The sequence below is a fragment of the Kitasatospora azatica KCTC 9699 genome, from assembly GCF_000744785.1.
Taxonomy (GTDB): Bacteria; Actinomycetota; Actinomycetes; order Streptomycetales; family Streptomycetaceae; genus Kitasatospora; species Kitasatospora azatica.
On sequence record NZ_JQMO01000003.1, the window covers coordinates 2731393 to 2744998 of the forward strand.

General features: G+C 72.8%; 13 protein-coding genes. 5 read left to right on the forward strand and 8 right to left on the reverse strand.

Features of this window, described 5'->3' with window-relative positions:
- Positions 1-186: 186 nt before the first annotated feature.
- From purS to BR98_RS22865, 4 genes are all read left to right on the forward strand, one after another.
- Positions 187-438, forward strand: coding sequence for a phosphoribosylformylglycinamidine synthase subunit PurS (gene purS / locus BR98_RS22850; RefSeq protein WP_035847258.1), 252 nt, complete (start codon positions 187-189; stop codon positions 436-438).
- The gene (gene purQ, locus BR98_RS22855; RefSeq protein WP_035847259.1) at positions 435-1115 is read left to right on the forward strand and encodes a phosphoribosylformylglycinamidine synthase subunit PurQ; all 681 of its coding nucleotides are present in this window, start codon (positions 435-437) and stop codon (positions 1113-1115) included. Before purS ends, purQ begins: the two co-directional genes overlap by 4 nt.
- Positions 1115-3370, forward strand: a complete 2256-nt coding sequence (gene purL, locus BR98_RS22860) for a phosphoribosylformylglycinamidine synthase subunit PurL (RefSeq protein ID WP_035847260.1) — start codon at positions 1115-1117, stop codon at positions 3368-3370. The genes purQ and purL overlap by 1 nt, the downstream gene beginning before the upstream one ends.
- A gap of 116 nt (positions 3371-3486) precedes the next feature.
- Positions 3487-4326 carry a maleylpyruvate isomerase family mycothiol-dependent enzyme gene (locus tag BR98_RS22865; protein ID WP_035847261.1) on the forward strand — a complete coding sequence of 280 codons (840 nt, stop codon included), beginning with the start codon at positions 3487-3489 and terminating at the stop codon, positions 4324-4326.
- An 84-nt stretch (positions 4327-4410) separates the two neighbouring features.
- On the opposite strand, the gene BR98_RS22870 is transcribed toward BR98_RS22865, so the two are convergent.
- The 6 genes from BR98_RS22870 to rfbH form a co-directional block, all read right to left on the reverse strand.
- A complete protein-coding gene (locus BR98_RS22870) occupies positions 4411-4626 on the reverse strand; it encodes an acyl-CoA carboxylase epsilon subunit (protein WP_035847262.1) in 216 nt (71 codons plus the stop codon).
- A complete protein-coding gene (locus tag BR98_RS22875; RefSeq protein ID WP_051971144.1) occupies positions 4623-6212 on the reverse strand; it encodes an acyl-CoA carboxylase subunit beta in 1590 nt (529 codons plus the stop codon). The genes BR98_RS22870 and BR98_RS22875 overlap by 4 nt, the downstream gene beginning before the upstream one ends.
- A 109-nt stretch (positions 6213-6321) precedes the next feature.
- The gene (locus BR98_RS22880) at positions 6322-7287 is read right to left on the reverse strand and encodes a Gfo/Idh/MocA family protein (RefSeq protein ID WP_035847263.1); all 966 of its coding nucleotides are present in this window, start codon (positions 7285-7287) and stop codon (positions 6322-6324) included.
- A complete protein-coding gene (locus tag BR98_RS22885) occupies positions 7284-8717 on the reverse strand; it encodes an NDP-hexose 2,3-dehydratase family protein (RefSeq protein ID WP_035847264.1) in 1434 nt (477 codons plus the stop codon). The genes BR98_RS22880 and BR98_RS22885 overlap by 4 nt, the downstream gene beginning before the upstream one ends.
- Positions 8718-8764: 47 nt before the next feature.
- Complete coding sequence (locus BR98_RS22890; RefSeq protein ID WP_035847265.1) at positions 8765-9526, reverse strand: SDR family NAD(P)-dependent oxidoreductase; 762 nt, start codon at positions 9524-9526, stop codon at positions 8765-8767.
- Positions 9523-10827, reverse strand: a complete 1305-nt coding sequence (gene rfbH / locus BR98_RS22895; RefSeq protein WP_035847266.1) for a lipopolysaccharide biosynthesis protein RfbH — start codon at positions 10825-10827, stop codon at positions 9523-9525. Before rfbH ends, BR98_RS22890 begins: the two co-directional genes overlap by 4 nt.
- Before the next feature lie 110 nt (positions 10828-10937).
- On the opposite strand from rfbH, the gene BR98_RS22900 reads away from it, so the two are divergent.
- Positions 10938-11552: a dTDP-4-dehydrorhamnose 3,5-epimerase family protein gene (locus tag BR98_RS22900; RefSeq protein WP_035853483.1), complete on the forward strand. Its 615-nt coding sequence runs from the start codon at positions 10938-10940 to the stop codon at positions 11550-11552.
- An 81-nt stretch (positions 11553-11633) separates the two neighbouring features.
- Here BR98_RS22900 and BR98_RS39565 read toward each other — a convergent pair whose 3' ends face one another.
- Both BR98_RS39565 and BR98_RS36565 read right to left on the reverse strand, forming a co-directional pair.
- The gene (locus tag BR98_RS39565) at positions 11634-12731 is read right to left on the reverse strand and encodes a glycosyltransferase (RefSeq protein WP_035853485.1); all 1098 of its coding nucleotides are present in this window, start codon (positions 12729-12731) and stop codon (positions 11634-11636) included.
- Between the two features lie 2 nt (positions 12732-12733).
- Positions 12734-13591: an SRPBCC family protein gene (locus BR98_RS36565; RefSeq protein WP_051970077.1), complete on the reverse strand. Its 858-nt coding sequence runs from the start codon at positions 13589-13591 to the stop codon at positions 12734-12736.
- Between the last annotated feature and the right edge of the window lie 15 nt (positions 13592-13606).

Sequence of the window (13606 nt, forward strand, 5' to 3'; positions counted from 1 at the left end):
GCCTCCCGGGCGAAGCTGGGAACTTCTTTAAAGGGGGAGGAAACGGACCTGCGGGAAGGCCGGAAGCCAAGTGGCGTAAGGGGCGCGGGTCTACGCGCGTCGAGATCCCCGGGCCGTCGAACGACCCCGCAGCCCCGGTAGTCTGAAGGTCCCCCGCCTTCACGCACCACACCTTTGGGAGTGCCAGTGGCACGCGTCGTAGTCGACGTCATGCTCAAGCCGGAGATCCTCGACCCCCAGGGACAGGCGGTGCAGCGCGCACTGCCCCGTCTCGGATTCGCCGGGATCGCCGACGTCCGCCAGGGCAAGCGTTTCGAGCTGGAACTGGAGGGCCCGGTGGACGACGCCGCGCTCGCCCGGATCCGCGAGGCCGCCGAGACCTTCCTCGCCAACACCGTGATCGAGGACTTCACCGTTCGGGTGGAGGACGGCCAGTGACCACCCGCGTCGGCGTCGTCACTTTTCCCGGTTCGCTCGACGACCGCGACGCCCAGCGCGCGGTCCGTCTGGCCGGTGCCGAGCCGGTGGCGCTCTGGCACCGTGACGAGGATCTCCATCAGGTCGACGCCGTCGTCCTGCCCGGCGGATTCAGCTACGGCGACTATCTGCGGGCCGGCGCCATCTCGCGCTTCTCGCCGGTGATGGCGAGCATCATCGAGCAGGCCAGGCTCGGAATGCCGGTCCTCGGTATCTGCAACGGCTTCCAGGTGCTGACCGAGTCGCACCTGCTGCCCGGCGCGATGCTGCGCAACAACCACCTGCACTTCATCTGCCGGGACCAGAAGCTGCGCGTCGAGAATGCGAGCACCGCCTGGACCTCGGATTACCAGGCGGGCCAGGAGATTTCCGTCCCGCTGAAGAACATGGACGGCCGCTACACGGCGGATCGGCGCACCATCGACGAGCTGGAGGCCGAGGGCCGGGTGGTATTCCGTTACCTCGACCTCAACCCCAACGGCTCGATCAACGATATTGCCGGGATCACCAACGCGGCCGGCAACGTGGTCGGTCTGATGCCGCACCCCGAGCACGCCGTCGAGCCGCTGGTCGGCACCGGCAAGACCGACGGTCTGCCGTTCTTCACGTCCGTCCTGAAGCAGCTGGTGAACGTCTGATGACTCTCGACACCGTCAAGAACGCCGAGCAGACCCCCGACGCCGCCCAGCCCTGGGCCGAACTCGGCCTCAAGGAGGACGAGTACGCGCGGATCCGCAGCATCCTCGACCGCCGCCCCACCGGCGCCGAGCTGGCGATGTACTCGGTGATGTGGTCGGAGCACTGCTCGTACAAGAGCTCCAAGGTGCACCTGAAGCAGTTCGGCGAGAAGGCCCCGCAGTCCGACGCGATGCTGGTCGGCATCGGCGAGAACGCCGGTGTGGTCGACGTCGGCCAGGGCTACGCGGTCACCTTCAAGGTCGAGTCGCACAACCACCCCTCGTACATCGAGCCCTACCAGGGCGCGGCCACCGGCATCGGCGGCATCGTGCGCGACATCCTGGCGATGGGCGCCCGCCCGGTCGCCGTGATGGACCCGCTGCGCTTCGGTGCGGCCGACCACCCCGACACCCGCCGGGTGCTGCCCGGGATCGTCGCGGGCATCGGCGGCTACGGCAACTGCCTGGGCCTGCCGAACATCGGCGGCGAGGTCGTCTTCGACCCCTGCTACCAGGGCAACCCGCTGGTCAACGCGCTCTGCGTGGGCGTGATGAAGCACGAGGACATCCACCTCGCGCAGGCCAGCGGCGCCGGCAACAAGGTCATCCTGTACGGCGCCCGGACCGGCGGCGACGGTATCGGCGGTGTCTCGGTGCTGGCCTCCGAGACCTTCGACGACTCCAAGCCCACCAAGCGCCCGGCGGTGCAGGTCGGCGACCCGTTCCAGGAGAAGCTGCTGATCGAGTGCACCCTCGAGGTGTTCGCCGAGAAGCTGGTGCTCGGCATCCAGGACCTCGGCGGCGCCGGGTTGTCCTGCGCCACCTCGGAGCTGGCCTCGGCCGGTTCCGGCGGCATGCGGATCGAGCTGGACACCGTCCCGCTGCGCGACGCCACGCTCTCGCCGGAGGAGATCCTCATGAGCGAGTCGCAGGAGCGGATGTGCGCGATCGTGGAGCCCGGCAAGGTCGAGCGCTTCATGGAGATCTGCGAGAAGTGGGACGTCATCGCCACCGTGATCGGTGAGGTGACCGACGGCGAGCGGCTGGAGATCTTCTGGCACGGCGAGCAGGTGGTGGACGTGCCGCCGCGCACCGTCGCGCACGACGGCCCGGTCTACCAGCGCCCGTACGCCCGCCCGTCCTGGCAGGACGCGCTGCAGGCGGACGCGCCGACGGCCGACCGGCTGGCCCGGCCCGCGAACGGTGCGGAGCTCCGGCAGGCGCTGCTGGCCGTGGCCGGCTCGCCGAACCAGGCCTCCAAGGCGTGGATCACCGACCAGTACGACCGGTTCGTGATCGGCAACACCGTGCTGGCCACCCCCGAGGACTCCGGCATGATCCGGATCGACGAGGAGACCAACCTCGGCGTCTCGGTGGCGACCGACGGCAACGGCCGCTACGCCAAGCTGGACCCTTACACCGGCGCGCAGCTGGCGCTGGCCGAGGCCTACCGCAATGTCGCGGCCGGCGGCGCCAAGCCGCTCGCGGTCTCCGACTGCCTCAACTTCGGCTCCCCCGAGGACCCGGACGTGATGTGGCAGTTCGCCGAGGCCACCCGCGGCCTGGCCGACGCCTGCCAGATCCTGGGCACCCCGGTGACCGGCGGCAACGTCTCGCTCTACAACCAGACCGGCGAGACCGCCATCCACCCGACCCCGGTGGTCGCGGTGCTCGGCGTGATCGACGACGTCACCCGCCGCACCCCGATCGGCTTCGCCGACGAGGGCCACCACCTCTACCTGCTCGGCGACACCGCCGACGAGCTGGGCGGCTCCGCCTGGTCGCAGGTGGCGCACGACCACCTCGGTGGGCTGCCGCCCAAGGTGGACCTGGAGCGCGAGCGGCTGCTCGCCGAGATCCTGATCGCCGCCTCCCGCGACGGCATGATCGACGCGGCGCACGACCTCTCCGACGGCGGTCTGGCGCAGGCGCTGGTGGAGAGCTGCCTCAAGGGCGGTCTCGGTGCCCGGGTGATCGTGCCCTCCGAGCTCGACCCGTTCGTCTTCCTCTTCTCGGAGTCGGCCGGCCGCGCGGTCGTCGCGGTGCCGCGCAGCGAGGAGCTGCGGTTCACCGACATGTGCGGTGCGCGGGGCCTGCCGGCCACCCGGATCGGTGTGGTGGACGGCGACGCGCTGGAGGTGCAGGGCCAGTTCACGGTCACGCTGGCCGAGCTGCGCGAGGCGCACACCGGCGTTATCGAGGCGCTGATCGGCTGATCCGTCGATGGTGTCGCAACGGCCCGCTCCGCTTCCGGGGGCGGGCCGTTCGTCTGTGCCGGGAGAGTCGTCATGAGCTATCGAATCGCCGGACAGGTCTTGGGTAGGTTGGCGCCATGGCGAAGACGGTGACCCGGAAGGCGCGCAGCTACGATCCGGCGAAGGTGCGGGTTGCGCTGGCTGCCGAGACCGAGGCGTTGCGGCAGGCCGTGCACCGACTGTGCGGCGACGCCGCGGCGGAGCGGCTGCTGGCGGCGCCGACTCGGCTGGGGGAGTGGACGGTTCGGGACCTGGTGGCGCACCTGGCGCTGCAACTGGCCTGGGTGCCGAACCACCTGGACCAGCCACCGGCCGGACGGGCGGCGCTGGACCTGGTCGGCTGGGTGGGCGGCGTCGGCTCGCTCTCCGAGCTGCTGGATTCGGGGACCCGGGCGTACCGTGCGCAGGCCTTCGCCGGGTCGCCGGCCGAGGTGGCGGCGGAGTTCGACCGGGCGGCGGATGCGCTGGCGGAACTCCTGGACGGGCCCGAAGTCCGGGACGAGCAGCGGCGGTTCGAGATCAGGCTGGGCTCGATGACGCTGTCCGACATGCTGGTCACCCGGCTGGTCGAGACGGTGGTGCACGCGGACGACCTGGCGGCGGCGGTCGGCCTGGCCGACTTCTCGCACGACCGGTTCGCGCTGGCCTCGGTGAGCCGGCTGCTCGCCGATGCCCTGGCCGCGCAACAGCCGGGCGCCGCCGTGGAGTTGCGGGTGCCGCCGTTCGCGGTGGTGCAGGCGGTCCCCGGGCCGAGGCACACCCGGGGCACCCCGCCGAATGTGGTGGAGACCGATCCGCTGAGCTGGATCCGGTTGGCCACCGGCCGGTTGGACTGGTCGGTGGCGGTGGATTCGGCCGAGGTGTCGGCGAGCGGGGAGCGCAGCGACCTGAGCGCCTTCCTGCCGGTGCTGCGCTGACCGGTCGTCAGGCGGCTGCCCGGGCCGGCGAAGCGTGCCGGCCGCCCGTGACCGGAGTCAGGGGCGGCCGACACGGCAGCGGGCTCAGGCGGCCCAGCCGAGCGGGGAGCGGCCTGCCCAGCTGACCGTGCTCGGACCGGCGTCGGCGGGGACCGGCCAGAGCGGCGTCGGGGCGGGTGCGGGGTCGGCCGGGGCGGTCCTGGTGCGGGCGAGCGCCAGCAGCGCGACCACCACCGCAGCCAGCTCCTCCGGGCTCGGATCACCGCGCAGGACGCGCAGGGCGGGTGCGGGGCCGGTCACTGCGGTTGGTTCCCGTGCTTGCGGCTGGGCCGGGTGGCGTGCTTGTCGCGGAGCATCTGCAGGGCCCCGATGATCCGACCGCGCGTCTCGGCCGGATCGATGACGTCGTCCACCAGCCCGTGCTCGGCCGCGTAGTACGGGTGCATCAGCTCGTTCTGGTACTCCTCGATCAGCTGGGCGCGGGTGGCGTCCGGGTCCGCCGACTCGGCGATCCTGCGGCGGAAGATCACGTTGGCGGCGCCCTCGGCACCCATCACGGCGATCTCGTTGGTCGGCCAGGCCAGCGACACGTCGGTGCCGATCGAGCGGGAGTCCATCACGATGTACGCACCGCCGTAGGCCTTGCGCAGGATCAGCTGGATCCGCGGCACGGTGGCGTTGCAGTACGCGTAGAGCAGCTTGGCACCGTGCCGGATGACACCGCCGTGCTCCTGCGCCACACCGGGCAGGAAGCCGGGCACGTCCACCAGCGTCACCAGCGGGATGTTGAAGGCGTCGCAGAACTGCACGAAGCGCGCGGCCTTCTCGGAGGACGGGATGTCCAACACCCCTGCCAGCACCGAGGGCTGGTTGGCCACGATGCCGACCACCTGGCCGCCGAGCCGGGCCAGCGCGCAGATCACGTTGCCGGCCCAGCGCTCGTGCACCTGGAAGTACTCGCCGTCGTCGACGATCTCCTCGATCACCGCTCGCATGTCGTAGGAGCGGTTGCGGTCGGCCGGGACCAGCTCGACCAGCTTCTCGGTGCGCCGGTCCACCGGGTCCTCGCAGAGCGCGGCGGGCGGCAGTTCGCGGTTGTTGGCCGGCAGCAGCGAGAGCAGGTGGCGAACGTCCTGCAGGCACTCCTCCTCGTCCTCGTAGGCGAAGGAGGCGACCCCGGAGAGCTCGGTGTGCACATCGGCGCCGCCCAGCCCGTTCTGGCTGATCGCCTCGCCGGTGACCGCCTGCACCACGTCGGGGCCGGTGATGAACATCTGCGAGGTCTCGCGGACCATGAAGACGAAGTCGGTGAGCGCCGGCGAGTAGGCCGCGCCGCCCGCGCAGGGGCCCATGATCACGCTGATCTGCGGCAGCACACCGGAGTTGCGCACATTGCGCTGGAAGATCCCGCCGTAGCCGGCGAGCGCCGTGACGCCCTCCTGGATGCGCGCGCCGGCCCCGTCGCACAGGCCCACGATGGGCGCGCCGGCCGCGGCGGCCAGGTCCATGATCTTGTGGATCTTCTGGGCGTGGGCCTCGCCCAGCGCGCCGCCGAAGATCCGGAAGTCATGGGCGTAGACGAAGACCCGCCGACCGTCCACCAGGCCCCAGCCGATGATGACGCCGTCGGTGTGCGGGCGCTTGGCGTCCATCCCGAAGGCGGTGGCGCGGTGCTTGCGCAGGCCCTCGATCTCGGTGAAGGTGCCCTCGTCGAACAGGATCGCGATCCGCTCGCGGGCGGTCAGCTTGCCCTTGGCGTGCTGGGCCGCGGTGGCCTTCGGGTCGCCCTCGTGCAGCTTTCGCCGCAGCTCGGCCAGCTGCCCGACCCGCTCGGCGGCCGGCACCGGGGCGGTCGGCTTGGGCGGGTACGGCGGATAGTCGGGCACGGCCGGCTGCTCGGCCCGCTCCGGTTCCCGGAGCTGGACGGGGGCCTCGTCGATGACGGTCACTTGCGTCCTTCCTTGACGTGCGGTGGGTGGCTGGTCGCCGGCCGGGTCACTGCGCGGCCCGGCGGATCTCGTCCAGCAGCCGGGCCTGCTCCAGGCAGGCGGCGGCGCCGGTCCCGGTCCCGCCGGCGCGGCAGGCCGAGACGAACGCGCGGACGGTTCGGGCCACTTGGTCCTCGGCGTCCAGCACGCGCTGTTCGACCGTGCCGCCGCGCTCCAGCTGGAGCACCGGGCGGTGGTCGGCGGGCGGGGTGAAGGCGCGGTCCAGGCGGATGCTGCCCTCGCTGCCCCACAGCTCGTAGCGGGAGCGGTAGGCGTGGTCCAGGCCGAAGGTGAGCTGCGCCAGCACGCCCTCCGGGGAGCGCAGCAGGGCCGCGCCGTTGATGTCGACGTCATGGTCCGAGGTGCGGTCGAGGGCCGCGCCGACCACGGTGAGCGGACCGCCGAGCAGGTGCATCGCCGCGCGCACCGGGTAGACGCCGACGTCCGCCAGGGCGCCGCCGCCGAGTTGGGCGTCGTAGCGGATGTCCCCGGCGGGCAGTCGCGGGATCGCGAAGGCCGCGCTGAACGCCCGCGGCACGCCGATCGCCCCCCGGGCCACCAGCCGCAGCACCTCGGCGTGCTGCGGGTGGTGCACGAACATCACGTTCTCCATCAGCACCAGCCCGCGCTCCCGGGCGAGTTGGAGCAGCCTGCGGGTACTCGCCCGGTCGCCGCCGAGCGGTTTCTCGGCGAGGACGTGCTTGCCGGCGAGCAGCGCGCGCTCGGTCCATTCGGCGTGCAGCGCGGCGGGCAGCGGCAGGTAGACCGCGTCCACCTCGGGCAGCTCGAGCAGGGTCTGGTAGCCGGTGACGGCGCGGGCGCCGAAGCGCTCCGCGAGCTCCGCCGCCCGGCCGGCGTCCCGACTGGCCACCGCTGCCACCTCGGCCGCGGGGTCGGCGGCGAAGGCCGGCAGCAGCCGCCGCCGGGCGATCTCGGCGCTGCCCAGCACGCCGATCCGCAGTCCGGTGCTCATACGGCGCGCCCGGCGAGCGCGTTGAGGCAGGCGACCAGGGTCCGGGCCTGCACGTTGACCCGGTGGCCGTGCTGGATCAGCGGGGCGAGCTGGGCCAGGGTCAGCCAGCGGTAGCCCTCGGGGGCCTCGAGCGGAGCCGTCTGCTCGTCGGCCTCGATCACCAGGTAGCGGCTGACCGCGTCCAGGAAGCGGCCGCCCTCCTCGGAGTGCAGCGCCTGGTAGCGGATCCGGTCCGGGGCGGCGTCCAGCACCTGCGCCAGGAAGGGCGGGGTCGCGCGGCCGCGGTAGTTCTGCGGCGTGTACTGGACGGTGGGCGCCAGCTCGACCAGGTCCGGCAGGCCGCCCTCCATCCTGGCGTGCACCAGCAGGTGCAGCACGCCCTCGATCGGCCGGGCGAGGAAGGCCACCACACCCTGTCCGCGCGGGGCGAAGAGCGGTTGGGTCCAGCCGCGCACCTCGCGGCTGTCGGTCTGCGCGGCGACCGCGACCACGTCGAAGAAGCGCCCCTCGGGATGCTCGATGGCGCGCTCGGTGCGCAGCCAGCCGGGCAGCTCGTTCAGCGGGAGGCACTCGGCCCGGACGTGGTGGCGGGTGCGTTGACCGGTGAACCACGCGCGCAGCTCGGCGTCCGTGTGCCGGGCGCCCGCCTCGGCGTCCCGGGAGCGGACCAGGGCGGCGGTGAACCCGTCGACGCCGGTCAGGTCGGGCGCCGGACCCTCGGGCAGCGGCGCGCAGGCGAGCACGGTCCGGGAGTCCATGTTGACCAGGTTGTCCAGCCGCAGCAGCTCGGCGAGCTGGCCGAAGGTCAGCCAGCAGAAGTCGGGGTGCAGCGGGACCTCCTCGTCCGTCTGCACGATCATGTTGCGGTTGTGCTTGCGGTAGAACCAGGAGCCGTGCTCGGACTGCAGGACGTCGGCCAGCACCTCGCCGCGCCCCGGCTGGGTGAAGTACTCGATGTAGCGCACCCCCGCGCCGCCGTGCGCCCCGGTGTAGTTGCTGCGGGTGGCCTGGACGGTCGGCGACAGCTGGAGCGGCGTCGGGTTGCCGGGCTCCATCTTGGCCTGCATCAGGCAGTGCAGGACCCCGTCGAACTCCTTGACCAGGATCCCCAGGACGCCGATCTCCGGCTGGCGGATGATCGGCTGGCACCAGTCGCCGCCGGCCGTGGTCACCCGCAGGCCTTCGACGCTGAAGAACCGGCCGGTGTGGTGGACCAGGTTGCCGGTGCCCTGCTCGAAGCGCCAGCCCTCCAGGTCGGCGAACGGGATCCGGTCGACCCGGAAGCGGTGCGCGGCCTGCCGCTCGGCGAACCAGTGGTGGAATCCGTCCAGGCTGAGGTGGGCGCCTTCGGCCAGCGCCGCCGAGCGGGCGATCCGGGCTGCCGGGCCCCGGTCGTGTCGCGGGCGCAGCGCCGCGAGCGTGGTGGTCATGCGAAATGCCCTCCTCGGGTCGGGCTGAGTGGTCGGGTGATGGCTGATCAGCGGCCGCCGGCGACGGTCAGCGATTCGCCGGTGATGTTCCCGTTGGCCTCGGAGCAGAGGAACACCACGGAGTCGGCGATGTCCTGCGGCAGGCTGAGGCGCCCGGTGGGGGTTGCCTGGATCTCGCGGTCGCGGACCGGCTGGGGCAGGCCGGCGAGCATCCGCTCGGTCACGGTCAGCCCGGGGCAGACCACGTTGACCAGCACACCGTCGCCGCCCAGGTCCCACATCAGGCTGCGGGTCAGGCCGTGCAGGCCCGCCTTGGCCGCGCCGTAGAACTCCTGGCCGCGGTTGCCGCCGAGCGCGTTGTGCGAGGAGATCAGCGCGATCCGCCCCCAACCGCGCGAGCGCATCCCCGGGATGGCGTGCTGCACGGTGCGGATCACCGGGGCGAGGTTGCCGTCCACGACCGGCAGCCAGTCCTGCTCGGGGACGTTCTCGAAGTGGGTGCCCGGGGTGCGGCGCACGCCCCACTGCACGGCGTTCGCCACCAGGACGTCGAGCCGGCCCCAGCGCTCCTCGACGGCCCCGACCACGTGGGCGGGCGAGGCCGGGTCGTCCAGCGCGTAGCGGACCGCGAAGGAGTCGTCGCGCTGCCCGCCCAGCTCCACCGCCAGCCGCTCGGCGGCCTCCTGGTCGTTGCGGTACGCGACCGCGACCTTGGCGCCCTCGCGGGAGAAGGCGCGGGCCACCTCGCGGCCGATCCCGCTGGTGGCGCCGGTGACCAGCACGACGCGGTTCTCCAGGCCGAGCCTCATCCGCGGGCCGCCACGAACTCGCGGATCGAGGAGGCGATGTAGGCCACCATCTCCTCGGTCAGGCCCGGGTAGACGCCGACCCAGAAGGTGTGCTCGGTGATGATGTCGCTGTTGGTCAGCTCGCCGACCACCCGGAACCGCTGGTTCTGGTAGGCCGGGTGGCGGGTCAGGTTGCCGCCGAACAGGCGCCGGGTGCCGATCCGGCGGCCCTCGAGGAAGTCCACCAGCTCGGCCCGGCTGAACGGCGCCCCGGCGTCCACCGTGAGGGCGAAGCCGAACCAGCTCGGGTCGCTCTTCGGCGTCGGCTGCGGCAGCAGCAGCCACGGCACGCCCTCCAGGCCCTCGCGCAGCTGCTTCCAGTTGCGGCGCCGGGCGGCGCAGAACCCGTCCAGCTTGGCGAGCTGGGTCAGGCCCAGCGCGGCCTGGACGTCGGTCGCCTTCAGGTTGTAACCGACGTGCGAGAAGATGTACTTGTGGTCGTAGCCGGCCGGCAGGGTGCCCATCTGGTAGTCGAACCGCTTGAGGCACTTGTTGCTCTCGCCCGGCTCGCACCAGCAGTCGCGGCCCCAGTCGCGCAGCGACTCCACGATCCGGGCCAGCGCCAGGTTGGCCGTCAGCACGCAGCCGCCCTCACCCATGGTCAGGTGGTGCGCCGGGTAGAAGCTGACGGTGGTCAGGTCGCCGAAGGTGCCGGTCAACTGGCCGTCGTAGAGCGAGCCGACCGCGTCGCAGTTGTCCTCGATGAGGAAGAGGTCGTGCTGCTCGGCGAGTTGGGCGATCTCGGCGACCGGGAACGGGTTTCCGAGGGCGTGCGCGATGATGATCGCGCGGGTCCGCGGGCCGATCGCCGCCGCGACCCGGTCCGCGGTGGTGTTGTAGGTGGCCAGGTCCACGTCCACGAAGACCGGGACCAGCCCGTTCTGCAGGATCGGGTTGACCGTGGTGGGGAACCCGGCGGCCACCGTGATGACCTCGTCGCCCGGCCGCAGGCGGCTGTCGCCGAGCTGCTGGGAGGTCAGCGCGGAGACCGCCAGCAGGTTGGCGGAGGAGCCGGAGTTCGTCAGGTGGGCCTTGCGGCGCTTCAACTTGCGGGCGAAGGCCGACTCGAACTTGCGCGAGCTGCGCCCGGCCGCGATCCGCAGGTCCAGGGCGGCCTCGGTGATGGCCACCCGGTCCTCCTCGTCGAGGACGGCGCCGGCGGGCCAGATCTCGGTCACACCGGGGACGAACGCCCGGTTGTCCTGCTGGTCCACGTGGTACTTGCGCACCGCGTCGAGTATCGGTGTCATGTCGCCGGGCATTTGTGTCTCCTCAGATCGACTCCCGCCCTCGACCCTGGGGGAGGGGTCTCGAACCGGCCTTGACGCGAGCTGGACCGGCATTCGAGGGGATGGACCTAGCGTGCGCGGACATGGAGATCGAAGAGACCGCTGTGCCCGATGCGTACCGGATCACCCCGCGGGTGTGGACCGATGAGCGGGGGAGCTTCCACGAGTCCTTCCGCAGCGAGCTGTTGGAGCGTGCGACCGGGCACGCGTTCACGCCGCGCCAGGTCAACTACTCGACCTCCCGGCGGAATGTGCTGCGTGGTCTGCACGGGGTCGAACTTCCGCCGGGCCAGGCGAAGTTCGTGACCTGCGTGCGGGGATCGGTGTTCGACGTGGTGGTCGACGTACGGTTGGGCTCACCCACCTTCGGGGCGTACACCACCTCGGTGCTGGACGCGGGGAGCGGGTGCGGGGTGTACGTCGCGGAGGGGCTGGCGCACGGGTTCGTGGCGCTGACGGAGGACGCGTGCGTGAGCTACCTGTGCTCGACGGAGTTCGTGCCGGGGACCCAGGTGGACATCGACCCGCTGGACGCGCAGCTGGGGGTGCCGTGGCAGCTGGGGCTGACCGGGGAGGCGCTGATGTCGCCGAAGGACGCGGGGGCGCTGTCGCTGGAGCGGACGGCGCAGGCGGGGCGGCTGGCGGGGTACCGGGAGTGCCTGGCCCACTACGCGGCCAAGCGCCCGCCCCGGGCATAGGGCCGGGGGCGGGCGCGGTCAGTCAGCCGGCCCGCCCATCGGCCGGCGCGCCCGGCCGGTGCGCTCAGTCGGCCGGCCCGCTCAGTCGGCCAGCTCGGCCAGCCGGGGTACCAGGGCGGCCGGGTCGGGCAGCGCCGCGATCTCCGCGGCCAGCCGGCGGGCCGCCGCCCGCGCCGGATCCGCGAGCAGCGCGAGGCCGGCGGTGCGCAGTTCGGCCGCGCCGGCGGCGGCCCGGGGCAGGTGGCGGGCGGCGCCGATCGCGGCCAGCCGGTCGCCGGTCAGGGCCTGCTCGGGGCGCAGCGAGACCACGAGTTGCGGGATGCCGTGGGCCGCGGCGGCCATGGTGAGGATGCCGCTGCCGTGGTGGATGAGCAGGGCGCCGCCGGGCAGCGGGCGGTCCGGGCCGAGCGGCAGGGTCACCTCCCGGTACGGGACGGCGAGTTGGTCGGCCGCCAGGCGCAGCAGGTCGACCGGTGCGCCGTCCTCCAGGCCGATCAGCACCCGGGGCTGCTGATCCGTCCTGGTCGGCCGGTCGGCTGTGGTGCGCGGCGCGGCTGCGGTGCGCAGCGCGAGGCGGCGGACCGGCGAGGGCAGTCGCAGGCTGGGCGGGCAGGGGTCGATCCAGACCTGCGGTGCCCGTCGCGGGTTCGCGCCGAAGCGTTCGCACAGGGCCTGGTAGGCCGGCCGCGGCTGCCCGCCCGGACCGCCGCGCTCCAGTTCCAGCACTGCCGGGCCGCCCCACTGGTGGTGGGCCAGCGGCACCCCGAGCAGGTCCGCGACCAGCGTCCCCGCATAGGTGGAGGCGTCGCTGACCACCAGCGCCGGCCGCCAGTGGCGCGCGAACCCGAGCAGGTCGGGCAGCATCGCCTCGGCGATCGCGGCCTGACGCCCCACCAGCGCGTCGAGCACCCGCCGCGGGCCCGGGCCGAGCGCGGCGGGACGCAGCGGCCAGTCGGCGGGCCAGCTGTCCTCGGGCAGGCCGCGCACCGCGCCGATGGGCGGCGCGGCGGGCTCCGCGCCGACCGGGACCGGGGTGAGCCCGGCCGCTGTCACCGCCGCCGCGCAGCCGGGCGGGACGGCGAGCAGCACCTCGTGGCCGGCGTCCTGGCAGGCCCGGGCGAGCGGGACCATCGGGTGCAGGTGCGCCGGGGCCGACCAGGTCGTGAAGAGGATGCGCACGGTCAGACGGCCGCGGCGGCCGGCAGGTCGGCGGCCGCCTGTCGGTCCAGCCACTCGCCCAGCCGCGACAGGTCCGCCTCCTCGGAGCGCGCGACGGCCAGCTGACGGGCCGTCACCCGGATGCCGTCCGCCGTGCTGTCGAGGTGCCAGCTGCGTCGGTACAGCGCGAACTCGGCCGGCGGCTCCAGGTGCTTGAGCAGCACGGTGTGCGGGTCCCGCAGGATCAGCACAGACCGCCCGGCGCGGCTCGGGCCGTCCGGATGCGCTGCGCGGGCGGTGACGAACTGCGCCTCCTCCTGCGGGGTTTCGCCGAGGTCCAGGGTATCGACCAGGTGCCGGTGCACCTCCTCGATCGTGGTCCCGGCGAGCAGCACCTCGCGCTCGGCCCGCAGCACCAGTGGCTCGGCCTGCTCCCGCTGCTCGACGGCCTCCTTGAGGGTGCGCATCTGCAGCGCCCCGTGCCGGTCGAGTTCGGCGGCGGTGACGGCCGGGTCCTCGTCCGTGGTGAACCAGTGGTGCGACTCGACCAGGCACTGCCCGTCCGGCTGCTCCAGGAAGAGCCAGCGGCCGCCGAGCCGGCGGATCGCGCCGACCGAGCCGTGCTGCTCGAACTCCATGACCAGGGCGGCATCGTCCAGCCGGCGCCGCGAGGTCCAGATCCGCAGGGTGCCCTCGGGGCCGGGGCGCACGGCCCAGAACTTGGTCAGGTCCTCGGGGCCCTGCTGCTCGAGCACCTCGGTGTGGGTGATCCAGGGGTACAGCAGCGGCCAGCCCAGCACGTCGGTGAGCGTCAGGTAGACGTCGCGGGCCGGGGCCTGGACGCTGATGGCGGCCCGGGTACGGTGGATCTCTTCGGTCACTGCTGCTCCTAAGGA

Excerpts from the sequence above, each read along its gene's own strand:
- purL (WP_035847260.1), top strand. The coding sequence starts at position 1,115 with ATGACTCTCGACACCGTCAAGAACGCCGAGCAGACCCCCGACGCCGCC.
- rfbH (WP_035847266.1), bottom strand. The coding sequence starts at position 10,827 with ATGCCCGGCGACATGACACCGATACTCGACGCGGTGCGCAAGTACCAC.
- BR98_RS22865 (WP_035847261.1), top strand. The coding sequence starts at position 3,487 with ATGGCGAAGACGGTGACCCGGAAGGCGCGCAGCTACGATCCGGCGAAG.
- BR98_RS22890 (WP_035847265.1), bottom strand. The coding sequence starts at position 9,526 with ATGAGGCTCGGCCTGGAGAACCGCGTCGTGCTGGTCACCGGCGCCACC.
- BR98_RS22880 (WP_035847263.1), bottom strand. The coding sequence starts at position 7,287 with ATGAGCACCGGACTGCGGATCGGCGTGCTGGGCAGCGCCGAGATCGCC.
- BR98_RS22900 (WP_035853483.1), top strand. The coding sequence starts at position 10,938 with ATGGAGATCGAAGAGACCGCTGTGCCCGATGCGTACCGGATCACCCCG.
- BR98_RS22885 (WP_035847264.1), bottom strand. The coding sequence starts at position 8,717 with ATGACCACCACGCTCGCGGCGCTGCGCCCGCGACACGACCGGGGCCCG.